Raw genomic sequence first — 25,938 nt, forward strand, 5'->3', positions numbered from 1 at the left:
GCTGCTTTGCAGCCCTTTCGCGGCCATAAACACAATCAATTGGCCCCACCCCGCACCACGCCCTACAGTGCGCCCCGAAACCCACCCAACCGGGGAACCCCGCCATGAGCAAAAAGCCGAAAAAACACGGCCCCAACAAGGCCAAGTCGATCATCGCCCAGCCCCTGTTCCGCTGTCGCCAGGAACAACCCGACAAGGGCAAAGGCAGCTACCGCCGCGAAGCCTTCCAATCGAGAGATTGGGAGGCTTCCTACTTTTTGGCGGCATGAAAGCATCGCAAGCGCAGGCATGGTATGGTCGTCACCTGACCTGCAATTCTGGATCTGTGCATGCTCTTCCGTCTTCTCCCCCGTTGGGAAACCCGCCAGCTGATCGCGGCCTCCAGCTTCATCCTGCTTGTGGCCTGCGCGGAAAAACCCACCGCCGCCGACGCACTGCCGCTGGCCCCTGCCCAACCCGCTCCAGTGGTGACTGTGCCCGGCACAACGCCTGACGTCAGCACTGAAATCCAGCCTCTGCAAACCTTCGCCCAGTGGCAGGCAGGCTTCCGCCAGCAAGCCCTGCAAGCCGGCATCTCGCCGAGCACCTTCGACCGAGCCTTCCTCGGCGTCACCCCCGATATGGACGTGATCAAGGCCGACCGCAGCCAGCCGGAGTTCACCCGCCCGGTATGGGAATACCTCGAAGGCGCCCTATCGCCCCTGCGCGTGCGCAACGGCAAGAAGCTGCTGGAGCAGAACGCCGAACTGCTGACCCGCCTCGAACAACGCTATGGCGTCGACCGCCAGGTGCTGGTCGCGGTGTGGGGCATGGAAAGCAACTTTGGCCAGTTCCAGGGCAACAAGTCGGTGATCCGCTCGCTGGCCACCCTGGCCTATGAGGGCCGCCGCCCGCAGTTCGCCCAGGACCAGCTCATCGCCGCGCTACAGATCATTCAGCATGGCGACATCCAGCCCGAGGCCATGCGCGGTTCGTGGGCCGGCGCCATGGGCCAGACCCAGTTCATCCCGACCACCTACAACACCCATGCCGTGGACTTCGACGGTGATGGCCGCCGCGACATCTGGAACAGCACACCGGACGCCCTGGCCTCGACCGCGCATTACCTGCAAAGCTCGGGCTGGAAGCGTGGTCAGCCGTGGGGCTTCGAGGTACAGGTGCCGGCTGGTTTCGACTTCTGGCAGGCCGATGGCGCGCTGCGCAAACCGGTGAGCGAATGGCTGGCGATGGGCGTGAAACTGCCAGCAGGCACCCAGCTGCCGGCCGGTAGCAACCAGCTGTCTGCCGCCCTGCTGCTGCCGGCTGGCGCGCGCGGGCCGGCGTTCCTGGTACTGGACAACTTCCGCGCCATTCTCAAGTACAACAACTCGTCGTCCTACGCGCTGGCAGTGAGCCTGTTGGGTGACCGCTTTAGCGGCTGGGGCTTCATTGCCGGCGCTTGGCCGAAGGAAGACTTGCCGCTCAGCCGCAGCGAGCGCATGGAGTTGCAGAACCTGCTGAACAGCCGTGGGCATGATGCGGGCAATGCCGATGGCATTATCGGCGCCAACACCCGCAAGGCAATCCGTAATGCCCAGCAGGGGCTGGGGTGGCCGGCGGATGGATACCCGACCCACAAGCTGCTCGAGAGCTTGCGCCAGCAGTGAGATTGCCCGGGCCGCTCCCACAGGAGGATCGCATCGCTCTGGTGGGAGCGACCTTGTGTCGCGATGGGCTGCAACGCAGCCCCGGCAATCTCAAGCCTTGTACAAGTCCTGCTCCAGCACCAAGCTCTGCCGATCACTGTCCAGCCTGACCCGAGCCCCCAGCGGCAAACATACATTCGGGTCGCAATGCCCACTGCGCCACCCTGCCAGCACCGGCACACCCAGCGGCGCGAAAGTGTCCTCCAGCAACGGCGCCAACGCCGCCGTGGTAATCCCGGCAAAGTCCCCCACCAGCACACCTTTCACCCCTTCCAGCTTGCCTGCCAGACGCAACTGGGTCAGCAACCGGTCCACCCGGTACAACGGCTCGTTGACGTCCTCGATGAACAGGATGCACCCCTGGGTATCCAGTTCGGCAAGGGTCCCCATGGTCGCACCCAACATAGACAGGTTGCCGCCCAGCAGCGGCCCGCTGGCCGCTCCCGGCAACACACTGCTCAAGGCATAGTCCGCCGGGTGCGCGATCTGCTCGCCTGCCCGCACATGCCCGCCCAATTGCGCCAGCAACGACGACTCGGTCGGTGGCAACTTCGCCCCCAACAGGTCGGCATTGAGCATCCCCCCATGGAAGGTAACCAGCCCGGCATGCCGGTAGATCGCCGTGTGCAACGCAGTGATGTCGCTGTAACCGATCAACGGCTTAGGGTTGCGCCGAACCAGCTCGAAGTCGAGCTGGTCGAGCAAGCGCATGCTGCCGTAGCCCCCACGCATGCACAGGATGGCGTCGATGGACGGGTCGGCAAAGGCATCGTGCAGGTCCTGCAGGCGCTGTTGGTCCGGCCCGGCCAGGTAACCCTGGGCTTGCAGGGCCCCCGGGTAGATACGACAACGGTAGCCACGGTCAGCGAACCACTGGCTGACCTTGTGCGTATCCAGACGCGCCGCACCCGCCGGGGCGACAATGGCAAAGCAGGCGTTGGCCGGCAGTGCGGCTGGCAGGCTGGGTTGAAAGGTTTCGGCGCAATTCATCGCGGCTCCTTGCAGCGCGTGTGGCACAAACAAAAATGCCGATGCCGCCTTACGGCGTGCATCGGCATAGGTCGCTCTGCGCTAGGCTCAGAGCTTGATCTTGGCTTCGTGAGCCTGTTGGTCGGCGTGGTACGAAGAGCGCACCAGCGGGCCGGAGGCAACGTTCTTGAAGCCCATCTTGTAACCTTCTTCGGCGAACCAGGCGAAGGTGTCCGGGTGCACGAAACGTTGTACCGGCAGGTGGCTGCGCGATGGCTGCAGGTACTGGCCGAGGGTGAGCATGTCGATTTCATGCTCACGCATGCGGTGCATCACCTCGATCACTTCTTCGTCGGTCTCGCCCAGGCCGAGCATCAAGCCCGACTTGGTCGGTACGTGCGGCACCATCTGCTTGAACTTCTGCAGCAGGTCCAGCGACCAGTCGTAGTCCGAGCCTGGGCGTGCGGCCTTGTACAGGCGCGGTACGGTTTCGAGGTTGTGGTTGAACACATCTGGCGGCTCTTGCGCGGTGATCTCCAACGCAACGTCCATGCGGCCACGGTAGTCCGGCACCAGGGTTTCCAGTTGCACACCCGGCGACAATGCGCGGATTTCGCGGATGCAGTCGGCAAAGTGCTGGGCACCGCCGTCACGCAGGTCGTCGCGGTCCACCGAGGTGATCACCACATACTTCAGGCGCAGGTCGGCAATCGCGACAGCCAGGTTTTTCGGCTCGTCCAGGTCCAGCGGTTTCGGCCGGCCGTGGCCAACGTCGCAGAACGGGCAACGACGGGTGCAGATGTCACCCATGATCATGAAGGTAGCGGTACCACCGGAGAAGCACTCGCCTAGGTTCGGGCAGGAGGCCTCTTCGCACACGCTGTGCAGCTTGTGCTTGCGCAGCAGTTGCTTGATGCGGTCTACCTCGGGCGACACCGGGATCCGCACGCGGATCCAGTCGGGCTTCTTCGGCAACTCGTCGGTAGGGATGATTTTTACCGGGATGCGCGCCACCTTGTCGGCGCCACGCAGCTTGACCCCAGCTTCCACCTTCTTTGGCGCTGGGCGCGGGGTGGCATCCTGGGTAGGTATCAGGTTCGGCACGGCTTCTTGCACAGTTGTCATATTCAGTCGATTCCGCCCGTGAGGGTCGTCTGCTCAGCGTAGTCGAGGTGCTTGACCAGCTGTCCGCGCAGCCTTGTCCTGACCTCGTCGAGTTCGATCGGGCCTGCCAGATCGCGCAGCTGGGTCATGGCCAGCCCCGCATAGCCGCAGGGGTTGATTCGGCGGAATGGCGCAAGGTCCATGTCCACGTTCAGGGCAAGGCCGTGGAACGAACGGCCGTTGCGGATTCGCAGGCCGAGGGAGGCGATTTTCGCTCCATCGACATAGACGCCCGGAGCATCGGGCTTGGCCGATGCCTGCACGTCGTAACTGGCGAGCAGGCCGATCAAGGCCTGTTCGATACGGCTGACCAGCTCACGCACGCCAAAGCCCAGCCGGCGCACGTCCAGCAGCAGGTAGGCCACCTGCTGACCGGGGCCATGATAGGTCACCTGGCCACCGCGGTCAGTCTGCACCACCGGGATGTCGCCCGGCACCAGCAGGTGCTCGGCCTTGCCAGCCTGGCCCTGGGTGAAGACCGCGGGGTGCTCGACCAGCCAGATTTCATCCTGGCTGTCCGGGCTGCGCTGCTCGGTAAAACGGCGCATGGCCTCCAGCACCGGTTCATAGGGCTGCAGGCCAAGCTCGCGAAAACCGAGGCAAGCGGACATCAGAGCACCATTTTCACGATGCCGGTAGCGCGCAGGGCGCTGTTGATATCGTGCAGCTGGTTCTCGCTTTCGGCAACGATGTGCAATTGCACGGTGGTGTACTTGCCTTCCTTGCTCTGGCGTTCGGCCAGGGTGGAAAGGTCGACTTTGGCGTGCTTGCTGAGAATCTCGATGACCGTGTCCTTGAAACCGACAACGGTATCGCCGATTACCTTGATCGGGTAATCGTCGCAAGGGAATTCGATCTTATGCGACTTGACGTCTGGTTCGCTCATGGCGGAAACGGCCTCGTAAGCCGTGGCAACAACAACGCCCCCGCGAGATACGCGGGGGCATGCAGGTCACGTATCAGTTGAACAACCCGTAGAAGAATAGACGGATGCTATCCCACATACGGCGGAAGAAACCACCTTCCTCGACGCCATCGAGGGCGATCAGGTCGGCGCTGTGAACCACTTTCTCGTCCAGTTTGACTTCCACTTTGCCGATCACGTCACCTTTGGCGATCGGTGCGGTGAGCTGCGGGTTCATGGTCATCGAAGCCTGCAGGCGCTTCAATTGGCCTTTAGGCATAGTCATGGTGAGGTCGTCAGCCAGGCCAGCCTTGATCTGGCCGGTGGCGCCCTTCCAGACCGGAGCCTGGGTCAGCTCGGTGCCCTTCTGGTAGAAGGTCTGGGTTTCGAAGAAGCGGAAGCCATAGGTCAGCAGCTTTTGGGTCTCGGCAGCACGCGACTGCTCGCTGTTGGTGCCGAACACCACGGCGATCAGGCGCTGGCCGTCACGAACGGCCGAAGCCACCATGCAGTAGCCGGCTTCGTCGGTGTGGCCGGTTTTCAGGCCATCGACGGTCTTGTCACGCCACAGCAGCAGGTTGCGGTTGGGCTGCTTGATGTTGTTCCAGAAGAACTCTTTCTGCGAGTAGATCGCGTAGTGAGCCGGGTCGACGGTGATGATCGCGCGGGCCAGGGTCGCCATGTCGTGCGCCGACGAGTAGTGCTCCGGGTTCGGCAGGCCAGTCGGGTTCATGAAGTGGCTGTTGGTCATGCCCAGGTCGGCAGCCGTCTTGTTCATCATGTCGGCAAACGCATCTTCGCTGCCGGCGATGTGCTCGGACAAGGCGACCGAGGCGTCGTTACCGGACTGAATGATGATGCCGTGCAGCAGGTCGCTGACAGTCACCTGGCTGCCAACCTTGATGAACATGCGCGAACCGCCGGTACGCCAGGCGTTTTCGCTGACGGTAACCGGGTCGTTCTCACCGATTTGGCCACGGCGGATGTCCAGGGTGGCGATGTAGGCGGTCATCAGCTTGGTCAGGCTGGCTGGCGGCAGGCGCTCGTCACCGTTGTTCTCGACCAGCACGTTGCCGCTGGACGCGTCCATGAGTACGTAGGACTTGGCTGCCAGTTGTGGTGGCGCCGGCGTCATCTGCTCTGCCGCGAAGGCGGCAGGCGTGATCATCAGCAGTACAGGCAGGCAAAGTCGTTTGGCAAGGTTGGTGATGTTCATCCGTCTCTCGAAAATCGCTAATGGTCTGAGATGTTCCCTGGGCAAGATCATGTGCCCAGCGCCAGTCAGTCTAGTTTTATGGCCAGTGGCCTGGCCCGCGAACGTGCGGCTTTATGTCGCTGCGGGCAAAAGCCGTCATTGTACATGGGCGCGCCCGGCAATTCATGACAAAACCGACAGTTTGGAGTTGCCCTGCGGGACCGGGCAAGCCCGCTTCCACAGTCAGTCAGCTGTGACCAGCTTGGCCTGCCCCAAGTTCGCCAGGCGGATGCTGTCTTGTGCTTGCTGGATCTCACCTTGGCTGCCAATCGGCCCCAGGCGCACGCGGTGCAGGGTCTGCTGGTTTCGCACGATCGAGCTGATGAACACCGGCGCGCTGACCATGGTGCTGAGCTTGGAGCGCAGCAACTCGGCAGCGTCCGGGTTGGCGAAAGCGCCTACCTGCAGGAAGCTGCCGCCGTTGCCGCCGGGTACATTGTTGCCACCTACCTGAACCGGCACCACCGGCGCCGCATGCTGCTGTGGCGGCGGGGTCCATTGCTCGACGCGCCCGGTGCTGGCCGGGATCGCTTGGGTCTGCGCCACTTGTGGCTCTTTCAGCACCATCGGCGGCGTCTGGCCACGCTGGGCCCACCACTGCTGCGGGTCGATACCCTCGACGCGCACGTGCGCGGTGCCGATCTCCGCATAGCCGAGCTTTTTCGCCGCGGCATAGGACAGGTCGATGATGCGGTCGGAATAGAACGGGCCACGGTCGTTCACCCGCAGGATCACGCTACGGCCGTTGGCCAGGTTGGTCACCCGCACATAGGCCGGCAGCGGCAGGGTCTTGTGCGCCGCGCTCATGCCATACAGGTCGTACAGCTCGCCGTTAGCGGTGTTTTGCCCGTGGAACTTGGTGCCATACCACGACGCCGTGCCCTCGGCGCGGTAGTTGCGCGAGTCCTGCATCGGGTAGTACGTCTTGCCCAGCACCGTGTACGGGTTGGCCTTGTAGTTGCCGGTATGCACGGTCGGCGTGGCATCGGGGATCTTGTTCACATCCACGTCCCACCACGGTGCGCCGTCCTTGTGCGCCCGGTTGATGTCCAGGCCCGGCTGGCTGCGCACGACATTGCCACTGCTTTGCTGGGCCGGGCGGTTGGAAGAGCAACTGGCCAGCGCCACGCCGACGGCGAGGCAGGTGAACAGCTTGAAAGCGTTGCCAGAGATGATTGCACGCATTACTTGACGCCCCGTACTTGAACCAGCTGTTCCGCGAGCTGATGCACCGCCATGGCATACATCACGCTGCGGTTGTAGCGAGTGATCGCATAGAAGTTCTTCAGGCCCATCCAGTACTCGGGGCCGTTGTCGCCCTCGAGACGGAAGGCGGTAACCGGCAGATCATCGCGCAGCGAATCATGAACCGACCAGCCAAGCCCGCGCAACTCCCCTACCGTTTTCACCGGCTCGATGCCGGTAGTCAGGCCTTCGTCTGCGCGCTCACCTTCGATCCAGGCACGGCTGACCACACCCTCACCAGCCACCCAGCCGTGGCGCTTGAAGTAGCTGGCCACGCTGCCGATGGCATCGTCCGGGTTGTTCCAGATATTGATATGACCGTCGCCGTCGAAGTCCACCGCGTAGTTGCGAAAACTGCTTGGCATGAACTGCGGCAAGCCCATGGCGCCGGCGTACGAGCCCTTGAGCGTCAAGGGGTCGAGCTGTTCCTCACGCGCCAGCAGCAGGAACTCGCGCAGCTCCTTGCGGAAGAATTCGGCCCGTGGCGGGTAGTCGAAGCCCAAGGTCGACAGGGCGTCGATCACGCGGTAGTTGCCGGTATTGCGGCCGAAGAAGGTTTCCACGCCGATGATCGCGACAATGTACTGCGCCGGTACGCCGTATTCCTGCTCGGCACGCGCCAATACCGCTTCGTGCTGGCGCCAGAAGTCCACACCGCGGGCAATGCGCGCATCGGTGAGGAACATCGGCCGGTAGTCCTTCCACGGTTTTACCCGTTCGGCCGGGCGCGAAATGGCGTCGAGGATCGACTGCTTGCGCTGTACCTCACGGAACACGCCCATCAGTTGCTCAGGGGCAAAACCATAGTCGCGGCTCATTTCGCCAACGAACTCGGTTACCTGCGGCGAGCCCTCGTAATCACCGGCATGGGCCAGCTGTACAGCGCCGAACAGGCCCACCGCACCGATCCACGGCGCACAACGGGCAGCCCAGTTACGCACTGCTTGCATGAAATTGTTCACCTTATTCAAACCTGCGCGATCCATTTGCGGTGTGTATGGATCGACATCAGAACGCCAAACGCTGAAAGCAGCGTCACCAACGATGTTCCGCCATAACTGATGAAAGGCAGCGGCACGCCCACCACGGGCAGAAGGCCGCTGACCATTCCGATATTGACGAACACGTATACAAAAAAGGTCATGGTCAGGCTGCCCGCAAGCAGCTTGCCAAACAGGGTCTGTGCCTGGGCGGTGATCATCAGGCCACGGCCGATCAGCAGCAGGTAGACGATCAACAGCAGGCAGATACCGACCAGGCCGAATTCCTCACCAAGCACGGCGATGATGAAGTCGGTGTGGCTTTCCGGCAGGAAGTCCAGGTGCGACTGAGTGCCGAGCAGCCAGCCCTTGCCGAACACGCCGCCCGAGCCGATCGCCGCCTTGGACTGGATGATGTTCCAACCGGTGCCCAACGGGTCGCTTTCCGGGTCGAGGAAGGTCAGCACCCGCTGCTTCTGGTAGTCGTGCATGACGAAGAACCACATCGCCACCGCCACCGGCACCGTCGCGGCCAGCACGCTGAGGATCCAGCGCCAGCGCAGGCCACCCATGAACAGCACGAAGGCGCCGGAGGCGAGAATCAGCAAGGCTGTGCCCAGGTCGGGCTGACGCACGATCAGGATGAACGGCACGCCAATCAGCACCAGGCTGATTGCCACGTGCTTCAAATGCGGCGGCAAGGTGCGTTTGGACAGGTACCAGGCGATGGTCGCCGGCATGATGATCTTCATGAACTCCGAGGGCTGGAAGCGAATCACCCCGGGGATGTTGATCCAGCGCGTGGCGCCCATGGCGTTGTGGCCCATCACGTCCACCACTACCAGCAACAGCACCCCGGCCAGGTAGGCCAGCGGCACCCAGCGGGCCATGAAGCGCGGCTCCAGCTGGGCGATGACGAACATCGACACCAGGCCGATGCCGAACGAGGTGGCCTGCTTGAGCAGCAGGTCCCAGTTCTTGCCACTGGCCGAATAAAGGACGAACAGGCTGCCAGCCGCAAGGGTCAGCAGAATGATCAGCAGGGGGCCGTCGACATGGATGCGCTGCAGAAAGCTGGCGCGCCGACGCATCACATCCTCGCTGGAGAGCATGCGATCGAAATTGTTCATCACAGAGGCGATTCCTGGGTAACGGTGGCAGGCGCGAACTCGGGCTTGAGCCGGCCATTTTCGTCGAGCAGCCAGGCGTCCATGATCTGGCGTACCACCGGCGCGGCGACACCAGAACCGGACTCACCGTTCTCGACCATCACCGACACCACGATTTTCGGGGCCTCGGCCGGGGCGAAGGCGACGAACAACGCGTGGTCGCGGTGGCGCTCCTGAAGCTTGTTACGGTCGTACTTCTCGCCCTGCTTGATCGCCACCACCTGGGCGGTACCGCTCTTGCCGGCAATGCGGTACTGAGCACCGGCAGCGGCCTTGCGCGCGGTACCACGGGCGTTGTGCATCACCTGCTCCATGCCATGGGTGACCTTGGCCCAGTCGGACTTGTCACGCAGCACGATGTTTTCCATCGGGTTGTCGTCCACCGGCGGCTGGCCTTCGATGGTCTTGGCCAGGTGTGGGCGGTTCCACACGCCTTTGTTGGCGATCAGCGCAGTGGCTTGGGCCAGTTGCAGCGGCGTGGCCTGCATGTAGCCCTGGCCGATGCCGAGAATCAGGGTTTCGCCAGGGAACCAAGCCTGGCGACGGGTGGCACGCTTCCATTCGCGCGATGGCATCAACCCGGCAGACTCCTCGAACATGTCGAGGGAAACCCGCTGGCCGATGCCGAACTTGTTCATGTAGGTGGACAGCCGATCGATGCCCATCTTGTGCGCAAGGTCGTAGAAGTAGGTGTCGTTGGAACGCATGATGGCGGTGTCCAGGTCAACCCAGCCATCACCGGTGCGGTTCCAGTTACGGTATTTGTGATCGTAGTTGGGCAACTGGTAATAGCCTGGGTCGAACACCCGGCTGCTGGCATTGACCACGCCACTGTCCAAGCCAGCAATAGCCACCGCCGGCTTGATGGTCGAACCCGGTGGGTACAGGCCACGCAGCACGCGGTTGAACAACGGCCGGTCGATCGAATCGCGCAGCTCGGCATAGGCCTTGAAGCTGATGCCGGTGACGAACAGGTTGGGGTCGAAGCTTGGCTGGCTGACCATTGCCAGCACCTCGCCGGTCCGAGGGTCGAGCGCCACCACCGCACCGCGTCGGCCACCCAGGGCAGCCTCGGCAGCCTCCTGCAGCTTGATGTCCAGGCTCAGCACAATGTCCTTGCCCGGTTTCGGGTCGGTGCGCTTGAGCACCCGCAGCACACGGCCACGGGCGTTGGTCTCGACTTCCTCGTAACCTACCTGGCCGTGCAGGGCATCTTCGTAGAAGCGCTCGATGCCCGTCTTGCCGATATGGTGGGTGCCGCTGTAGTTCACCGGGTCGAGCGTTTTCAGCTCTTTCTCGTTAATCCGCCCTACATAACCCACCGAATGGGCGAAATGCGCACCCTGCGGGTAATGCCGCACCAGCTGGGCCACCACTTCCACGCCCGGCAGGCGGAACTGGTTTACCGCCACCCGGGCGATCTGCTCTTCGTTGAGCTCGAACAGGATCGGCACCGGCTCGAACGGCCGGCGGCCCTGGCGCATGCGCTTCTCGAACAGGGCGCGGTCGTCGTCGGTCAGCTCCAGCACTTCAACGATGGTATCCAGCACTTCCTGCCAGTTACCCGCGCGTTCGCGGGTCATCGACAGGCTGAAGCTGGGCCGGTTATCGGCGACGATCACCCCATTGCGGTCGAAGATCAGCCCGCGGGTCGGCGGGATCGGCTGCACGTGCACCCGATTGTTTTCCGACAGCGTGGAGTGGTAGTCGTACTGGATGATCTGCAGGTAGTACAGCCGCGCAATCAGCACGCAAATAAGCAGCATGATCGCCACCGCGCCGACCACGACGCGGTTGCGCACCAGGCGGGCGTCTTTCTCGTGGTCCTTGAGACGGATCGGCTGCGACATCGGACTGCTTACAGGCTCATTTGTGGTAAGGGTGCCCGGACAGCACGGTCCAGGCGCGGTAGATCTGCTCGCCGATGAGTATCCTTACCAACGGGTGCGGCAAAGTCAGCGGCGACAGCGACCAACGTTGCTCGGCGCGCGCGCAAACCTCGGGCGCCAGGCCTTCCGGGCCACCCACCATCAAATTCACCGTGCGCGCATCCAGGCGCCAGCGGTCCAGCTCGGTGGCCAGCTGCTCGGTACTCCAGGGCTTGCCATGGACCTCGAGGGTGACAATGCGTTCCCCAGGCTGCACCTTGCTCAGCATGGCTTCGCCCTCCTGACGGATCAGGCGAGCGACGTCGGCATTCTTGCCACGGGTATTCAGCGGGATTTCCACCAGCTCCAGCGACAGCTCGGTGGGCAGGCGCTTGGCATATTCATGCCAGCCTTCCTCGACCCACTTGGGCATGCGCGAGCCGACCGCAATCAGGCGCAGACGCACAGCGCTTTCCTTATTCGCGGTCTTTGAGCTTGTCGGAGTACTCGTGAGCATGGTCCGGGCTGTGGTGCTTGCCATCGGCGGCACGGCTTTGCTCGGCACCCTGCCACAGACGCTCCAGGTCGTAGAACTGGCGGGCAGCGGCGGTCATCATGTGCACGATGACGTCGTTCAGGTCCAGCAGCACCCAGTCGCTGTCGCCTTTGCCTTCTTCACCCAGTGGCTGGGCGCCCTTGGCCTTGACCGCTTCACGGACCTTTTCGGCCATCGCGTTGATCTGGCGGTTGGAGGTACCGGTGGCAATGATCATGTAGTCGGTCAGGCTGTGCTTTTCGCGCACGTCGATGACCTGGATGTCCTGGGCCTTGACGTCTTCCAGCGCTGCCTTGGTCACTGCGACCAGTTCTTCGCCGTAAATTTTTTGCTTGGTCATAAAAAACTCGTTCAACTCGTTGGATGAGGCGCCAGAGGCACCGTCAGTTGGGCGCACGATACAGTTCGTGCGCCTCGATATAGGCCAGTACGGCGTCCGGCACCAGGAACCTCACCGATTTGCCGCTGGCCAGCAGCTGTCGGATCTGTGTAGCCGACACCGCAAGCGGCGTCTGCCAGACGAACGAAATATTTCCCGCCGGGCCGGACATGGCGGTGGGATCGCTCTCCGAGCGCGCAGCCAGCAGGTTGCGCAGCTCGTCAGGGGGTTCTACGTCGGCATCCGGGCGTTGCAGCACCAGGATGTGACAGTGTTGCAGCAACTCTTCCCAGCGGTGCCAGGCAGGCAGGCCACAAAAGGCATCCCAGCCCAGCACCAGGAACAGCTGGTCGTTGCCGGCCAGTTCGGCGCGGATCGATTCCAGCGTATCGATGGTGTACGACGGCTTGTCGCGCTCCAGCTCGCGGGCGTCGACGCTCAGGCAAGCGACGCCCTGCACCGCTTCACGCACCATGGCCAGGCGATCCTGCGCGGCCACCTGTGGCGTGTCGCGGTGTGGCGGCCGGGCATTGGGCAACAGGCGCAACTCGTCCAGCCCCATGAGCTCGGCCACTTCCAGCGCGCTGCGCAGGTGGCCGATATGCACGGGGTCGAAGGTGCCGCCTAGAATGCCGATGCGCCGGACTGCCTGGGCCTTGCTCAACTCAGCAGGTCCCCTGGCCGCGCAGCTGGCCGTCACCGATTACCACGTACTTCTCGCAGGTCAGGCCTTCCAGGCCGACCGGGCCACGGGCATGCAGCTTGTCGGTGGAAATACCGATTTCCGCGCCCAGGCCGTACTCGAAGCCGTCGGCAAAGCAGGTCGGAGTGTTGAGCATGACCGACGCCGAATCGACTTCAGCCATGAACTGGCGGGCTTCACCCTGGTGTTCGCTGATGATCGAGTCGGTGTGGTGCGAGCCATAGTGGTTGATGTGCTCGATGGCCTGGTCCAGGCCATCGACGACGCGGATCGACAGGATCGCGTCCAGGTACTCGGTGTGCCAGTCGTCTTCAGTGGCCGGTTTGGCCTCGACCAGCGCGCGAGTACGCTCGCAGCCACGCAGCTCCACGCCCTTCTCCTGGAAGCGGCGGGCCATTTCCGGCAGGAAGCGCTCCGCCACCCGCTGGTCGACCAGCAGGGTTTCCATGGCCCCGCAAATGCCGTAGCGGTAGGTCTTGGCGTTGAAGGCCACATTCCAGGCCTTGTCCAGGTCGGCATGCTGGCTGACATAAACGTGGCAGATGCCGTCCAGGTGCTTGATCACCGGTACGCGGGCATCGCGGCTGATGCGTTCGATCAGGCCACGGCCGCCGCGCGGCACGATGACATCGACGAATTGCGGCATGCTGATCAGCGCGCCCACGGCTTCGCGGTCAGTGGTCTCGACCACCTGCACCACGGCTGCCGGCAAGCCGGCTTCGGCCAGGCCACGCTGGATGCAGGTGGCAATGGCGCGGTTGGAATGGATGGCTTCGGAGCCGCCACGCAGGATGGTCGCGTTACCCGACTTCAGGCACAGGCTGGCGGCATCGATGGTCACGTTCGGGCGCGACTCGTAGATGATCCCGATCACCCCCAGCGGCGTGCGCATTTTGCCGACCTGAATACCCGATGGGCGGTAGCTCATGTCGCGGATGGCACCGACCGGGTCCGGCAGGCTGGCCACCTGGCGCAGGCCGGTGATCATGCCGTCGATGCGTGCCGGGGTCAGCGCCAGGCGGTCGAGCAGCGCTGGCTCCAGGCCATTGGCGCGGCCGGCGGCCAGGTCCAGCTCATTGGCAGCAGTGAGCTCGGCACGGGCGGCGTCCAGCGCGTCGGCGGCGGCTTGCAGGGCGCGGTTCTTCTGCGCGGTGCTGGCACGGCCGATCACCCGGGAAGCCTCACGGGCAGCGCGACCCAGGCGGGTCATATAGTCAAGAACGGACTCAGTCATGGGTTCGGTGTCTTGGCGAAGGGGAAATCGGCTGATTATAACTGCCGCGCAGGTGTACGCCCAGCGGCGGGTGGCGGATGGTAGAAAATGGCAGGGGCAATGGGCAGGAAAGATGTAACCAGGGTTATCGAAAAAATCACCATCCGTTGTGGCCTTTTCGCGGGCACGCCCACGCCCACAGGGCTTTCATAAGGCCTGCCCCCTTACAACGACACTGCCAACATCACGATCGATTCAGCCTCGATTAAGCCATTCATTGCTATCATCCCGCCTCCCCAGCCACGAACCGTCCGCATGCCAGCCCTGCCCGACAGCTTTTTCGACCGTGATGCCCAAACCGTGGCCAAGGGCCTGCTCGGCAAGGTTATCCGCCATCGCCACGGCGACCTGTGGCTGGCTGCGCGGATCATCGAGACCGAGGCCTACTACCTCACCGACAAAGGCAGCCACGCCTCGCTCGGCTACACCGAAAAGCGCAAGGCGCTGTTCCTTGATGGCGGGCATATCTACATGTACTACGCCCGCGGCGGCGACTCGCTGAACTTCAGCGCTCACGGGCCGGGTAACGCGGTGCTGATCAAGTCTGCCTATCCTTGGCAGGACGCCCTCTCGGGGCCCAACAGCCTGGCGCAGATGCAGCTGAACAACCCCGACGCCAGCGGCAAGCTGCGCCCGGATGAGCGCCTGTGCGCCGGCCAGACCCTGCTGTGCCGGGCCCTGGGCCTGAAAGTACCGCACTGGGACGCCCAGCGTTTCGACGCCGAACGCCTGTACGTCGAGGATTGTGGCAACGCCGTGCCCCGGGTGATCCAGGCCGCCCGCCTGGGCATCCCACACGGGCGCGACGAGCACCTCCCGTACCGCTTCGTCGACGCCGAGTACGCGCGCTTCTGCACGCGGAACCCGTTACGTCGCGGCCAAGTCGAAGGCCGTGACTTCTTCATTCTCGAACAAGGAAGCTGAACATGGGCCAATGGCTCGACAGCCTGACCGGCTGGCTAAGCGCCAACCCCCAGTGGCTTGGCCTGGCGATTTTCCTGATCGCCTGCATTGAATGCCTGGCCATCGCCGGCATCATCGTGCCAGGCACCGTGCTGCTGTTCGCCGTCGCGGTACTGGCCGGCAGCGGCGCATTCACCCTGGGCGAAACCTTGCTGCTGGGCTTTCTAGGTGGCCTGCTGGGCGACGCCTTGTCATACACGGTGGGCAAGTACTTCCACCAGAACATCCGCCGCCTGCCCCTGCTGCGTCACCACCCGGAATGGATCGGCAGCGCCGAAAGCTACTTCCAGCGCTATGGCATTGCCAGCCTGCTGGTAGGCCGCTTCATCGGTCCGCTGCGGCCCATGCTGCCCATGGTCGCCGGCATGTTCGACATGCCACTGCCGCGCTTCATCGCCGTCAGCCTGGTGGCGGGCGCCGGCTGGTCGGTCGCGTATTTACTGCCCGGCTGGGCCACCGGTGCTGCCATGCGCCTGCCTCTGCCAGAAGGCTTCTGGCTGGATGCCGGGATCATCGCCGGTACCCTGGCGGTGCTGATTGGCCTGAGCCTGAACAGTAGCCTGCGTGACCAGCGCCACGGTACTCGGCTGGTGGCCGCCCTCAGTTTCATCGCCCTGGTCGGCGTGTTCCTCGGCTGGCCCTACCTGCATGAGTTCGACCAAGGGGTGATGACACTGGTGCAGGAACATCGCAGCCAGGCCATCGATGGCATTGTGGTCCTGGTGACGCGGCTGGGCGACTTCCGCACCCAACTGTTCCTCGGCGGCCTGCTGACCGGCCTGCTGCTGCTTGCCCGTCAGTGGCGGCATGCGTTTTTCGCCGCCGGCGCACTGATGGGCACGGCGATCGCCAACGGCACCCTGAAATGGCTGTTTGCCCGGGCCCGGCCGGAAGTGTTGACCGACCCGCTGACCAGCTACAGCATGCCCAGCGGGCACAGTTCGGCGTCGTTCGCGTTCTTTCTGGTGATGGCAGTGCTGGCCGGGCGCGGACAGCCGCCACGAATGCGCCTGACCTGGGTGATGCTGGGTTGTATTCCGGCGCTGGCGATTGCCCTGTCACGGGTTTACCTGGGGGCGCACTGGCCGACCGACATCCTAGCTGGGGCCTTGCTGGCATGTTGCGTGTGCGCGCTTAGCCTGACCCTGGTACAGCGCCAGCAGACGCTACCGGCCCTGCCGCTGCGGGTGTGGTGGCTGGTGTTGCCGGCGTGCCTGGCCTTGCTGGCGTTCTTTGCCATGCATGCACTGCCACAGGCTTTGCTCAGGTACCAATATTGAGGTCGCCAGTGCCTGCCCCTTCGGGGAGTACCCGCGAAGGGGCAGGCACAAGCAAAACAGAACCATCAGGCGAATAGCTCACCCTGAATCCGCTCCAGCAGCTTTTGGATCTCCCCCAACCGTAGCTGCGGCGAATCGATTGCCAGCAGATCCAGCTTGTCCTCTTCCATGAACGGCAGCAGGTACGCCAGCTGATTGGCCAACGCCTGACGCCCATCCACCGGGCGCGGCATGTCCAGCGCCTCGACCATGGGGTGCTCGCCCAACGCCACCAACAGCGCCATCAGGTCGTCATCGGCCTCGAGCAACGGGCTGTCCACTTGCTCCGGCAGCCATTGCACCTGCCCCACCAGCAACTGGTCCTTCTGCACTTCGGTGCTTCCCAGATTGAAGCGTCGCACGCCCTCGACACGGATACCCAGCAAGCCGTTGTCCTGCTGCACGAAGTCGCGAATGACGGCCTCGCAGCCGATCGAGGCCACCACTGGCGGAGCCTTGCCGACCTGCTCCCCTTCAAGGATGCACACCACACCAAAACCTTCGCCCTGCTTCATGCAGCGCCCGATCATGTCCAGGTAGCGCGCCTCGAAAATCTGCAAATCGAGAAAGCAGCCGGGAAACAACACGGTATTGAGCGGAAACAGCGGTAGCGTCATCACAACTCCTCAAGCCACCAGGCTGACTGCCAGCGGCAGGAACACCGCCGTGGCCACGCCCATCAGGCTCATCGCCAGCGCGGCAAAGGCGCCGCATTCGTCACTTTCCTGCAGGGCCACCGAAGTGCCCACCGCGTGTGCAGTCACCCCCAGCGACATGCCGCGCGCCTCGGGGCTGTGCACGCCAAAGCGGCTTAGCAGGGCCGGGCCGAAGATGGCCCCGATTACCCCGGTAATCAGCACGAACACCGCTGCCAGGGCCGCCACACCGCCAATTTGCTCGGCGACCAGCATGGCGATCGGCGAGGTGACCGACTTTGGCGCCATGGTCATCAGGATCATGTGCTCGGCACCGAACCACCAGCCCAGCACCAGGCAACAGAGCGTGGCGAACAGGCCTCCGACTACCAGCGTAGTAAATGTCGGCCAGAACAGCTGGCGGATACGCCGTAGGTTGAGATAGAGCGGTACAGCCAAGGCCACGGTGGCGGGCCCCAGCAGGATGTTCATGATTTCGGTGCTCTTGCGGTATTCCCTGTAATCGATGCCACACAACAGCAGCACACCGATCACCAGCAACATCGATACCAGTACAGGTTGCAGGAAGATCCAGCGGGTTTTCTCGTAGGCTGCCAGCACCACCTGGTAGGCCCCAAGGGTGATGCCGATGCCGAACAACGGGTGATGCACGACCGCATCGAGTGCACCTTGCCAGTCGAGCATCATGGCTGCTCCTCACGCTTGCCCTGGCGATGGATGAGCTTTTGCATCAGCACACCGACGAACACCAGGGTCATCAGACAAGAAATCAGCAAGGCCCCGGCAATCGCCCAGAAGTCGGCGGCAATGTCCTTGGCATACACCATCACCCCCACTGCCGGCGGCACCAGCAACAGCGGCAAGTAGCGCAACAGGCTACTGGCGGCCTCGTTCAGCGGCTTGCCCACCTCGCCGCGAGCCATGAGGAAGAACAGCAGCAACAACAGGCCGATGATCGGCCCAGGCAAGAACGGCACAAACAGGTGATTGATCGCCGTCCCCAAAAGCTGGAACAGCACCAGCCAGGTCAAACCACGCAACAGCATAAGCATCTCCCTCGGGCATGGCCGCCATTATAAGCACGCGCGGCTATAGACCGATATTCGCCGAAAAGCAGGCAACTTGACTGAAACGGTTCGCCGTGCTGATCTTGCACTTTCGTACCAACTGACAACCCGGAGAGTCCGCGATGCCCTATGTACCGGTTACAGAGCTTTCGCAGTACGTTGGTAAGGAACTGGGCCGCTCTGCCTGGCTGAAGATCGACCAGCAGCGCATCAACCTGTTCGCCGAGGCGACTGGCGACTTCCAGTTCATCCATGTCGACCCTGAAAAAGCGGCAAAAACCCCGTTTGGCGGCACGATCGCCCACGGGTTCCTGACCTTGTCACTGATTCCCAAACTGATCGAGGACATCCTGGTCCTGCCACAAGGGCTGAAGATGGTGGTGAACTACGGGCTGGACAGCGTGCGCTTCATCCAGCCGGTCAAGGTAGACAGCCAGGTTCGGCTGAAGGTGGACCTGGCCGAGGTGGTGGAGAAGAAGCCGGGGCAGTGGCTGCTCAAGGCGATTGCCACGCTGGAGATCGACGGCGAAGAAAAGCCTGCTTATATAGCGGAGTCGCTCTCGCTCTGCTTCGTCTAGGCCGCACGGTACTTGTGGGGGCGGGCTCACCCGCGAAGCATCCGCTGCGTGGCATGGCACCGGCGTTGCCGGTGTTCGCGGCTAAAGCCGCTCCCACAGGGTGTGCGCCCGGCCTCCTCTACAAACCCTGCGCACTCGCGTAAACTGCCAGCCTTCGCGCAGCCAAGGGCTGCCCCTGTCGATTTACCAAAGGTGCCCGCCATGCCCTGGCTGCAAGTACGCCTGGCCATCAGCCCGGAACAAGCCGAAACCTACGAAGACGCCCTGCTTGAAGTAGGCGCCGTCTCGGTCACGTTCATGGATGCCGAAGATCAACCGATCTTCGAACCCGACCTCAACACCACACCGCTGTGGTCGCACACCCACCTGCTGGCCCTGTTCGAGGCCGATGCCGACCCAGAGCAGGTGTTCGCCCACCTGCGCTTGCTGACTGGCGCCGAGCTGCCCGAACACCAAGCCGAGGTGATCGAGGACCAGGACTGGGAACGCAGCTGGATGGACAACTTCCAGCCGATGCGCTTCGGCCGCCGTCTGTGGATCGTGCCTAGCTGGCACGAAGCCCCGGAAAAAGATGCCGTCAACCTGTTGCTCGACCCAGGCCTGGCCTTCGGTACCGGCACCCACCCCACCACGGCTCTGTGCCTGGAATGGCTCGACGGCCAGCAACTCGACGGCACCCAGGTGCTGGACTTTGGCTGCGGCTCGGGCATCCTCGCCATCGCCGCACTGCTGCTGGGCGCCCGTGAAGCGGTAGGCACCGACATCGACGTGCAGGCCATCGAGGCTTCGCGCGACAATGCCCAGCGCAACGGCGTTGCCGATGAGAAGCTGGCACTGTACCTGCCCGAGCACATGCCAGCGATGCAGGCCGACGTACTGGTCGCCAACATCCTCGCCGGCCCACTGGTGTCGCTGGCACCGCAGTTGTCCGGCCTGGTTCGCCCAGGTGGCCTGCTGGCGCTGTCGGGTATCCTTGCCGAGCAGGGCGAGGAAGTAGCCGCCGCCTACGCCGCCGACTTTGATCTGGACCCTATCGTCGTGCGCGACGGCTGGGTGCGCATCAGTGGTCGGCGCCGCTAAGCGGGCCTAGAATACTTTTCTGCACAGCTCCCGGATTGCCGCATGACCGACAGTTTCGTCACCCAGTGCCCGCATTGCCAGACCAGCTTTCGCGTCACCCACCACCAGCTGAGCGTGGCCCGTGGCGTGGTGCGCTGCGGTCACTGCCTGCAGGTGTTCAACGCCGCCAAGCAGTTGCTGGAGCAGAACCGTGCCGGTACCGCCAGCGCGGCTGCGGCACCTGCGCCGGCACCTGCCGCGCCTGCCGAGCCGCTGATCGAGCCTGCCAGTACCCCTGAGCCTACCGTCGAAGTACGCAGCAGTACCCTTGACCAGGACTGGGCGCTTACCGCCCAGGCGCTGGACGAGCTTGACCTCGACAAGGAACTGGAACGCCTGGAGCGTCGCGGCCAAACCGCCCCGACACGCCCGGCCAGCCAGGATGACGGGCTGCAGGCACGGCGCGACGAACTGCACCTGGACGAGCACGCAGACGACCTGTTCGGCACGGCCACCGATGAGCCCTTCGAGCAGCAGCACCCGGCAGAGCCCGCCCCAGTATTGCTGCAGCCGGAACCCCTTGAGCTGGACCTGGGCCCTGCACCCGGCGAGCGCACCGAGCCGACCCTGGGCAGCAACCTTGACCTGGACATCGAAGACGAGCCGCCCGCGCACCGCGCGGCCGAAACCGATGAACAGCCCGCATTCGGCGAACCGCTGCGCGCCAGCGATGACGAAACCCCGGAAAGAGGCCTGAGTGCCCGCGACGATGAGCCGCTGGCGCTGCACCTGTCGGCGCGCGACGACGAACCCGTCGAGGTACTGCCCGGGGAGCGCCTGGAACCGGGCCTTACCGGCAAAGCCGAACGCCCCTCGCGCAAGGAGCCACTGGTCGACGTGGTCGACGATCCGCTGCAACTGGGCTGGGAAAAGCCCGCGCCTAACTGGGGCAAGCGCCTGCTGTGGGGTTTTCTGACCCTGCTGGCCGCCGGCCTGCTGGCGTTTCAGTACGTGTGGTTCCACTTCGACGAAATGGCCCGCCAGGACCAGTATCGGCCGATCTTCCAGCAAATCTGCCCGATGGTCGGCTGCCAGGTACCCACCCGCGTCGACATTGCCCGTATCAAGAGCAGCAACCTGGTGGTGCGTAGCCACCCGGACTTCAAGGGCGCATTGATCGTCGACGCGATCATCTACAACCGCGCACCCTTCGCCCAGCCGTTCCCGCTGCTGGAGCTGCGCTTCGCCGACCTCAATGGCCAGCTGATCGCCAGCCGTCGCTTCAAGCCCAGCGAGTACCTGTCCGGCGAACTGGCAGGGCGTGGCGAAATGCCCAGCCAGACGCCAATCCACATCGCCCTGGACATCCTCGACCCGGGGCCGAAGGCCGTGAATTACAGCCTGAGCTTCCGTTCGCCGGAATGAAGGGCCGGCTTGCCGGGGGCTGCAACACAGTAACAAGCCCCCGCGCTTACCAAATGTCATAAGCCGACAACTGTTCAGATTTTATCCAAATCCATCTTTATCCGGTCACCGAGAGCGGGTATCATGCCAACCCTTTTTCGAACTCCAAGATTCGGCCCCACAACAGGGATCACCTATGTCGGCGGTACGCATCGGCCAATACACACTACGTAACAACCTGATCCTCGCGCCCATGGCCGGGGTCACGGACCAGCCTTTCCGTACACTTTGCCAGCGCCTGGGCGCCGGCATGGTGGTGTCGGAAATGGTCAGCAGCGACATGAGCCTGTGGAACAGCCGCAAGTCGAGCCTGCGCCGCATCCATGAAGGCGATCCCGAGCCACGCTCGGTGCAGATCGCCGGCGGTGATGCGCAGATGATGGCGGCGGCGGCGAAGGCCAACGTCGAAGCGGGTGCCCAGATCATCGATATCAACATGGGCTGCCCGGCAAAAAAAGTCTGCAACAAAGCTGCAGGCTCTGCTTTATTGAGAGATGAAGCCTTGGTCAGTGAGATCCTCCATGCCGTGGTCGGCGCTGTGGACGTTCCGGTGACCCTGAAGATCCGCACCGGCTGGGACCGGGCGAACAAAAACGGCCTGAACGTGGCGAAGATCGCTGAACAGGCCGGCATCCAGGCGCTGGCGGTGCATGGCCGCACACGCGCCGACCTGTACACCGGCGATGCCGAATACGACACCATCGCTGCCATCAAGCAGGCGGTGTCAATCCCGGTTTTTGCCAACGGCGATATCACTTCGCCAGAAAAGGCCCGAGCGGTGCTGGACGCCACCGGGGTCGATGGCCTGCTGATTGGCCGGGCTGCCCAGGGGCGGCCATGGATCTTTCGCGAGATCGAGCATTACCTGCGCACTGGCGAACATTTGCCAGCGCCGCAGCTGGACGAAGTGGAACGCATCCTGCTGGAGCACCTGGCCGCGCTGCATGCCTTCTATGGCGATGTGATGGGCGTTCGTATCGCCCGCAAGCACGTTGGCTGGTACCTGGCAACACGACCCGGCGGCAAGGAGTTTCGCTCCCGGTTCAACGCTTTGGAAGACACACAAGCGCAGTGCGCCAACGTTCGCGCGTTTTTCAGCGAACGTCGACAGAGCCTTGAGACAGAGGACGGACAAGGGGTGGCCGCATGACGATGATGACCGAGACATTTGTGAGTGGAACAACGCCCGTGAGCGACAACGCCAACCTGAAACAGCACCTCAACACGCCGAGCGAAGAGGGCCAGACCCTTCGCGACAGCGTCGAGAAGGCGCTGCACAACTACTTCGCCCACCTGGAAGGCGCGACCGTGACGGACGTGTACAACCTGGTGCTCTCCGAAGTCGAGGCGCCCCTGCTCGAAAGCGTGATGAACTACGTGAAGGGCAACCAGACCAAGGCCAGCGAGATGCTCGGGCTGAACCGAGGCACCCTGCGCAAGAAGCTCAAGCAGTACGACTTGTTGTAAGCCAGAATCCCATCCAGAAAAGGCGGCTCCCTGAACAGAGGCGCCTTTTTTGCTGACTCCACCGCGTTATTGGAACCCGAAATGACCGACCAGACTACCCGCCTGCCAGTCCGCCGCGCCCTGATCAGCGTCTCCGACAAGACCGGTATCCTCGAATTCGCCCGTGAGCTGCAGCAGCTCGGTGTCGAGATCCTGTCCACCGGCGGCACCTACAAGCTGCTCAAGGACAACGGCGTGAACGCGGTGGAAGTGGCCGACTACACCGGCTTCGCCGAAATGATGGATGGCCGGGTCAAGACCCTGCACCCGAAAATCCACGGCGGCATCCTCGGCCGTCGCGGTACCGACGACGCCATCATGAGCGAGCACGGTATCAAGCCGATCGACCTGGTTGCGGTCAACCTGTACCCGTTCGAAGCCACCATTTCCAAGCCTGGCTGTGACCTGCCGACCGCCATCGAGAACATCGACATCGGCGGCCCGACCATGGTCCGCTCGGCAGCCAAGAACCACAAAGACGTCGCCATCGTGGTCAACGCCAGCGACTACGCCGGCATCGTCGAAGGCCTCAAGGCCGGCGGCCTGACCTACGCCCAGCGCTTCGACCTGATGCTCAAGGCGTTCGAACACACCGCCGCCTACGACGGCATGATCGCCAACTACATGGGCACCATCGACCAGGCCAAGGACACCCTTTCGACTGCCGATCGCAGCGAATTCCCGCGCACCTTCAACAGCCAGTTCGTCAAAGCCCAGGAAATGCGCTACGGCGAAAACCCGCACCAGAGCGCGGCGTTCTACGTCGAAGCCAAAAAAGGCGAAGCCAGCATTTCCACCGCCATCCAGCTGCAAGGCAAGGAACTGTCGTTCAACAACGTGGCCGACACCGACGCCGCGCTGGAGTGCGTGAAGAGCTTCGTCAAGCCAGCCTGTGTCATCGTCAAGCACGCCAACCCATGCGGCGTGGCCGTTGTGCCTGAAGAGGAAGGCGGCATCCGTAAGGCCTACGACCTGGCCTACGCCACCGACACCGAGTCGGCATTCGGCGGCATCATTGCCTTCAACCGCGAACTGGACGGCGAAACCGCCAAGGCCATCGTCGACCGCCAGTTCGTCGAAGTGATCATCGCCCCGAAAATTTCTCAGGCTGCCCGCGACGTGGTAGCGGCCAAGCAGAACGTACGCCTGCTGGAGTGCGGCGAGTGGCCAGCCGAGCGCGCTGCCGGCTGGGACTTCAAGCGCGTCAACGGTGGCCTGCTGGTGCAAAGCCGCGATATCGGCATGATCACCGCCGATGACCTGAAGATCGTCACCAAGCGTGCCCCGACCGAGCAAGAAATCCACGACCTGGTATTCGCCTGGAAAGTGGCCAAGTTCGTCAAGTCCAACGCCATCGTCTACGCCAAGCAGCGCCAGACCATCGGCGTCGGCGCTGGCCAGATGAGCCGCGTCAACTCCGCTCGCATCGCTGCAATCAAGGCCGAGCATGCTGGCCTGCAGGTGCAGGGCGCGGTCATGGCATCGGATGCGTTCTTCCCGTTCCGTGATGGCATCGACAATGCGGCTAAAGTGGGTATCAGCGCCGTGATCCAGCCGGGTGGCTCGATGCGTGATGCTGAAGTCATTGCCGCTGCCGACGAAGCCGGCATCGCCATGGTGTTCACCGGTATGCGCCACTTCCGCCACTAAATAGTTGTCGGGCCAATCCCGACCCTTGTGTCGCGATAGGGCCGCAGAGCGGCCCCAGCAAGTTCTGCTGCGAAGCTGAAACCCAGGGGCCGCTACGCGCCCCTTTCGCGACACAAGGCCGCTCCTACAGAAAGCGGGATCGGCGCCAAACAGAATTCGAGGTTTTGACATGAAAGTTTTGATCATCGGTAGCGGCGGCCGTGAGCACGCCCTGGCCTGGAAAGTCGCCCAGGACCCACGCGTGGAAAAAGTCTTCGTTGCCCCTGGCAACGCCGGCACCGCCATTGAAGCCAAGTGCGAGAACGTCGCCATCGACGTCTGCGCCCTGGAGCAACTGGCCGACTTCGCCGAGAAAAACGTCGACCTGACCATCGTCGGCCCGGAAGCGCCACTGGTCATCGGTGTGGTCGACCTGTTCCGCAGCCGTGGCCTGGACTGCTTCGGCCCAACCAAGGGCGCGGCCCAGCTGGAAGGTTCCAAGGCCTTTACCAAGGACTTCCTGGCGCGTCACAAGATCCCGACCGCCGACTACCAGAACTTCACCGAAATCGAACCGGCCCTGGCCTACCTGCAGGAAAAAGGCGCGCCGATCGTGATCAAGGCCGACGGCCTGGCCGCGGGCAAGGGCGTGATCGTCGCCATGACCCTGGACGAAGCCGAAGCCGCCGTGCGTGACATGCTGGCTGGCAACGCCTTCGGTGAAGCCGGTTCGCGTGTGGTGATCGAAGAGTTCCTCGACGGCGAGGAAGCCAGCTTCATCGTCATGGTCGACGGCCACAACGTGCTGCCCATGGCCACCAGCCAGGACCACAAGCGCGTCGGCGACCAGGACACCGGCCCGAACACCGGCGGCATGGGTGCCTACTCCCCTGCCCCGGTGGTTACTGCCGACGTGCACCAGCGCGTGATGGACCAGGTGATCTGGCCAACCGTGCGCGGCATGGCCGAGGAAGGCAACGTCTACACTGGCTTCCTCTATGCCGGCCTGATGATCGACAAAGCGGGCAACCCCAAGGTCATCGAGTTCAACTGCCGCTTCGGCGACCCAGAGACCCAGCCAGTCATGCTGCGCCTGGAGTCGAGCCTGGTGTTGTTGATCGAAGCTGCCTTCGCCAAAGCGCTGGACAAGGTCGAAGCACAGTGGGACCCGCGCCCGAGCCTGGGCGTGGTCCTGGCCGCCGGCGGTTACCCAGGTGACTATGCCAAGGGCGACGTGATCAACGGTCTGGACGCTGCCGCGAAGATCGAAGGCAAGGTGTTCCATGCCGGTACCGCGCTCAAGGATGGCCAGGTGACCACCAACGGTGGGCGCGTGCTGTGTGCCACCGCCATGGGCAGTACTGTCGCCGACGCGCAGCAGCAGGCTTATCGCCTGGCCAAGGAAGTCAGCTGGAACGGCAGTTTCTACCGTACCGACATCGGCTATCGGGCCATCGCCCGCGAGCGCGGTGAGCACCAGCAGTAAGAAACACCGGAATGCCGCAGCACTTTCAGGCTGTGGCATCCGGCTCGTCGACAGGGCCCGG

General features: G+C 63.4%; 27 protein-coding genes. 11 read left to right on the forward strand and 16 right to left on the reverse strand.

Annotation, left to right across the window (positions count from 1 at the left end; genetic code table 11):
* Nucleotides 1–104: 104 nt before the first annotated feature.
* Nucleotides 105–269 (forward strand): alternative ribosome rescue factor ArfA, encoded by a 165-nt coding sequence (gene arfA, locus DM807_RS11360; RefSeq protein WP_012274368.1) that lies wholly within the window; start codon nucleotides 105–107, stop codon nucleotides 267–269.
* Between the two features lie 60 nt (nucleotides 270–329).
* Complete coding sequence (locus tag DM807_RS11365; RefSeq protein WP_012274369.1) at nucleotides 330–1,646, forward strand: lytic murein transglycosylase; 1,317 nt, start codon at nucleotides 330–332, stop codon at nucleotides 1,644–1,646.
* A gap of 90 nt (nucleotides 1,647–1,736) precedes the next feature.
* Here the strand turns inward: DM807_RS11365 and DM807_RS11370 are convergent, their stop codons facing one another.
* The 13 genes from DM807_RS11370 to DM807_RS11430 all read right to left on the reverse strand — a co-directional run bounded on the left by DM807_RS11370 (nucleotide 1,737) and on the right by DM807_RS11430 (nucleotide 14,111).
* Complete coding sequence (locus tag DM807_RS11370) at nucleotides 1,737–2,675, reverse strand: S66 peptidase family protein (RefSeq protein ID WP_012274370.1); 939 nt, start codon at nucleotides 2,673–2,675, stop codon at nucleotides 1,737–1,739.
* Nucleotides 2,676–2,762: 87 nt separating this feature from the next.
* A complete protein-coding gene (lipA, locus tag DM807_RS11375; RefSeq protein ID WP_012274371.1) occupies nucleotides 2,763–3,779 on the reverse strand; it encodes a lipoyl synthase in 1,017 nt (338 codons plus the stop codon).
* 2 nt (nucleotides 3,780–3,781) lie between these two features.
* A complete protein-coding gene (gene lipB, locus DM807_RS11380; protein WP_012274372.1) occupies nucleotides 3,782–4,429 on the reverse strand; it encodes a lipoyl(octanoyl) transferase LipB in 648 nt (215 codons plus the stop codon).
* Nucleotides 4,429–4,704, reverse strand: coding sequence for a DUF493 domain-containing protein (locus DM807_RS11385; protein ID WP_003249736.1), 276 nt, complete (start codon nucleotides 4,702–4,704; stop codon nucleotides 4,429–4,431). The genes lipB and DM807_RS11385 overlap by 1 nt, the downstream gene beginning before the upstream one ends.
* Before the next feature lie 73 nt (nucleotides 4,705–4,777).
* Complete coding sequence (locus tag DM807_RS11390) at nucleotides 4,778–5,938, reverse strand: D-alanyl-D-alanine carboxypeptidase family protein (protein ID WP_012274373.1); 1,161 nt, start codon at nucleotides 5,936–5,938, stop codon at nucleotides 4,778–4,780.
* A 222-nt stretch (nucleotides 5,939–6,160) separates the two neighbouring features.
* Nucleotides 6,161–7,162, reverse strand: coding sequence for a septal ring lytic transglycosylase RlpA family protein (locus DM807_RS11395; RefSeq protein ID WP_060514263.1), 1,002 nt, complete (start codon nucleotides 7,160–7,162; stop codon nucleotides 6,161–6,163).
* Nucleotides 7,162–8,172, reverse strand: a complete 1,011-nt coding sequence (gene mltB, locus DM807_RS11400; protein ID WP_012274375.1) for a lytic murein transglycosylase B — start codon at nucleotides 8,170–8,172, stop codon at nucleotides 7,162–7,164. Before mltB ends, DM807_RS11395 begins: the two co-directional genes overlap by 1 nt.
* A gap of 17 nt (nucleotides 8,173–8,189) precedes the next feature.
* The gene (gene rodA / locus DM807_RS11405; protein ID WP_049773313.1) at nucleotides 8,190–9,293 is read right to left on the reverse strand and encodes a rod shape-determining protein RodA; all 1,104 of its coding nucleotides are present in this window, start codon (nucleotides 9,291–9,293) and stop codon (nucleotides 8,190–8,192) included.
* Between the two features lie 38 nt (nucleotides 9,294–9,331).
* On the reverse strand, nucleotides 9,332–11,221 hold the full coding sequence (gene mrdA / locus DM807_RS11410; RefSeq protein WP_179027391.1) for a penicillin-binding protein 2: 1,890 nt from the start codon (nucleotides 11,219–11,221) through the stop codon (nucleotides 9,332–9,334).
* A gap of 16 nt (nucleotides 11,222–11,237) precedes the next feature.
* Nucleotides 11,238–11,705 (reverse strand): 23S rRNA (pseudouridine(1915)-N(3))-methyltransferase RlmH, encoded by a 468-nt coding sequence (rlmH, locus tag DM807_RS11415; RefSeq protein WP_012274378.1) that lies wholly within the window; start codon nucleotides 11,703–11,705, stop codon nucleotides 11,238–11,240.
* A gap of 10 nt (nucleotides 11,706–11,715) precedes the next feature.
* Nucleotides 11,716–12,135, reverse strand: a complete 420-nt coding sequence (gene rsfS, locus DM807_RS11420) for a ribosome silencing factor (protein ID WP_009685825.1) — start codon at nucleotides 12,133–12,135, stop codon at nucleotides 11,716–11,718.
* 43 nt (nucleotides 12,136–12,178) lie between these two features.
* Nucleotides 12,179–12,838: a nicotinate-nucleotide adenylyltransferase gene (gene nadD / locus DM807_RS11425; protein ID WP_012274379.1), complete on the reverse strand. Its 660-nt coding sequence runs from the start codon at nucleotides 12,836–12,838 to the stop codon at nucleotides 12,179–12,181.
* 1 nt (nucleotide 12,839) lies between these two features.
* Nucleotides 12,840–14,111 carry a glutamate-5-semialdehyde dehydrogenase gene (locus tag DM807_RS11430; protein ID WP_060493402.1) on the reverse strand — a complete coding sequence of 424 codons (1,272 nt, stop codon included), beginning with the start codon at nucleotides 14,109–14,111 and terminating at the stop codon, nucleotides 12,840–12,842.
* Nucleotides 14,112–14,405: 294 nt separating this feature from the next.
* Here DM807_RS11430 and DM807_RS11435 point away from each other — a divergent pair, with 294 nt between their 5' ends.
* Both DM807_RS11435 and DM807_RS11440 read left to right on the forward strand, forming a co-directional pair.
* Complete coding sequence (locus DM807_RS11435; protein WP_012274381.1) at nucleotides 14,406–15,074, forward strand: DNA-3-methyladenine glycosylase; 669 nt, start codon at nucleotides 14,406–14,408, stop codon at nucleotides 15,072–15,074.
* A gap of 2 nt (nucleotides 15,075–15,076) precedes the next feature.
* Nucleotides 15,077–16,393 carry a bifunctional DedA family/phosphatase PAP2 family protein gene (locus DM807_RS11440; RefSeq protein WP_069942916.1) on the forward strand — a complete coding sequence of 439 codons (1,317 nt, stop codon included), beginning with the start codon at nucleotides 15,077–15,079 and terminating at the stop codon, nucleotides 16,391–16,393.
* A gap of 65 nt (nucleotides 16,394–16,458) precedes the next feature.
* Here the strand turns inward: DM807_RS11440 and DM807_RS11445 are convergent, their stop codons facing one another.
* The 3 genes from DM807_RS11445 to DM807_RS11455 are packed head-to-tail and all read right to left on the reverse strand — an operon-like array spanning nucleotide 16,459 to nucleotide 18,134.
* On the reverse strand, nucleotides 16,459–17,049 hold the full coding sequence (locus tag DM807_RS11445) for an LON peptidase substrate-binding domain-containing protein (RefSeq protein ID WP_012274383.1): 591 nt from the start codon (nucleotides 17,047–17,049) through the stop codon (nucleotides 16,459–16,461).
* Between the two features lie 9 nt (nucleotides 17,050–17,058).
* Nucleotides 17,059–17,775 carry an LrgB family protein gene (locus DM807_RS11450; RefSeq protein WP_012274384.1) on the reverse strand — a complete coding sequence of 239 codons (717 nt, stop codon included), beginning with the start codon at nucleotides 17,773–17,775 and terminating at the stop codon, nucleotides 17,059–17,061.
* Complete coding sequence (locus DM807_RS11455) at nucleotides 17,772–18,134, reverse strand: CidA/LrgA family protein (RefSeq protein WP_012274385.1); 363 nt, start codon at nucleotides 18,132–18,134, stop codon at nucleotides 17,772–17,774. The genes DM807_RS11450 and DM807_RS11455 overlap by 4 nt, the downstream gene beginning before the upstream one ends.
* A 143-nt stretch (nucleotides 18,135–18,277) precedes the next feature.
* Here DM807_RS11455 and DM807_RS11460 point away from each other — a divergent pair, with 143 nt between their 5' ends.
* The 7 genes from DM807_RS11460 (at nucleotide 18,278) to purD (ending at nucleotide 25,877) form a co-directional block, all read left to right on the forward strand.
* Nucleotides 18,278–18,733: a MaoC family dehydratase gene (locus tag DM807_RS11460; RefSeq protein WP_012274386.1), complete on the forward strand. Its 456-nt coding sequence runs from the start codon at nucleotides 18,278–18,280 to the stop codon at nucleotides 18,731–18,733.
* A 201-nt stretch (nucleotides 18,734–18,934) separates the two neighbouring features.
* Nucleotides 18,935–19,813, forward strand: a complete 879-nt coding sequence (gene prmA, locus DM807_RS11465) for a 50S ribosomal protein L11 methyltransferase (RefSeq protein WP_012274387.1) — start codon at nucleotides 18,935–18,937, stop codon at nucleotides 19,811–19,813.
* A gap of 42 nt (nucleotides 19,814–19,855) precedes the next feature.
* Complete coding sequence (locus DM807_RS11470) at nucleotides 19,856–21,217, forward strand: DUF3426 domain-containing protein (RefSeq protein WP_069942920.1); 1,362 nt, start codon at nucleotides 19,856–19,858, stop codon at nucleotides 21,215–21,217.
* Nucleotides 21,218–21,392: 175 nt separating this feature from the next.
* Nucleotides 21,393–22,406, forward strand: coding sequence for a tRNA dihydrouridine synthase DusB (gene dusB / locus DM807_RS11475; RefSeq protein WP_012274389.1), 1,014 nt, complete (start codon nucleotides 21,393–21,395; stop codon nucleotides 22,404–22,406).
* Nucleotides 22,403–22,723: a DNA-binding transcriptional regulator Fis gene (gene fis, locus DM807_RS11480; protein WP_012274390.1), complete on the forward strand. Its 321-nt coding sequence runs from the start codon at nucleotides 22,403–22,405 to the stop codon at nucleotides 22,721–22,723. Before dusB ends, fis begins: the two co-directional genes overlap by 4 nt.
* Nucleotides 22,724–22,804: 81 nt before the next feature.
* Nucleotides 22,805–24,412 (forward strand): bifunctional phosphoribosylaminoimidazolecarboxamide formyltransferase/IMP cyclohydrolase, encoded by a 1,608-nt coding sequence (gene purH, locus DM807_RS11485; RefSeq protein WP_060514268.1) that lies wholly within the window; start codon nucleotides 22,805–22,807, stop codon nucleotides 24,410–24,412.
* A gap of 169 nt (nucleotides 24,413–24,581) precedes the next feature.
* The gene (purD, locus tag DM807_RS11490; protein ID WP_012274392.1) at nucleotides 24,582–25,877 is read left to right on the forward strand and encodes a phosphoribosylamine--glycine ligase; all 1,296 of its coding nucleotides are present in this window, start codon (nucleotides 24,582–24,584) and stop codon (nucleotides 25,875–25,877) included.
* Nucleotides 25,878–25,938 lie beyond the last annotated feature (61 nt).

Origin of the sequence: Pseudomonas hunanensis (genome assembly GCF_013393325.1) — a bacterium.
Taxonomy (GTDB): Bacteria; Pseudomonadota; Gammaproteobacteria; order Pseudomonadales; family Pseudomonadaceae; genus Aquipseudomonas; species Aquipseudomonas putida_P.